1 protein-coding gene is annotated in these 282 nt (G+C 64.9%); it reads right to left on the bottom strand.

The window, feature by feature from the left end; all coding sequences use genetic code 11:
- The coding region (locus tag U8L64_RS00615; RefSeq protein WP_333392753.1) for a thioredoxin family protein at window positions 1–282 on the bottom strand (282 nt) is incomplete at both ends.

Here is a 282-nt window from a genome sequence, read left to right as displayed (position 1 = left end):
AACAGCTCGCCGTTGAGGTAGATGCTCGGCACCGACATGATCTGGCGGGCTTCGACCTCGTCCTGGAACAGCGCGCCGTCGATGGCGACGTGCTTGATGTTCGGGTTGAGCACGGCCATCAGGTTCAGCGCCTGGACCACGGCCGGGCAGTTCTGGCAGGACAGCGAGAAGTAGGTTTCGAAGCGGTAGTCGCCGTCCAGCGCCTTGATCTGCTCGATCACCTCCGGTGCGGTCTTCGACGGGTGGCCGCCGACCTGCAGCAGGGCGAGCACCAGCGAGGTG

The organism is Pseudomonas sp. FIP_A4 (genome assembly GCF_036701605.1).
GTDB classification, from domain to species: domain Bacteria; phylum Pseudomonadota; class Gammaproteobacteria; order Pseudomonadales; family Pseudomonadaceae; genus Stutzerimonas; species Stutzerimonas phenolilytica.
Note: the sequence above shows the minus strand (reverse complement) of the source record. Positions and strands in the feature narration are given on the sequence as shown.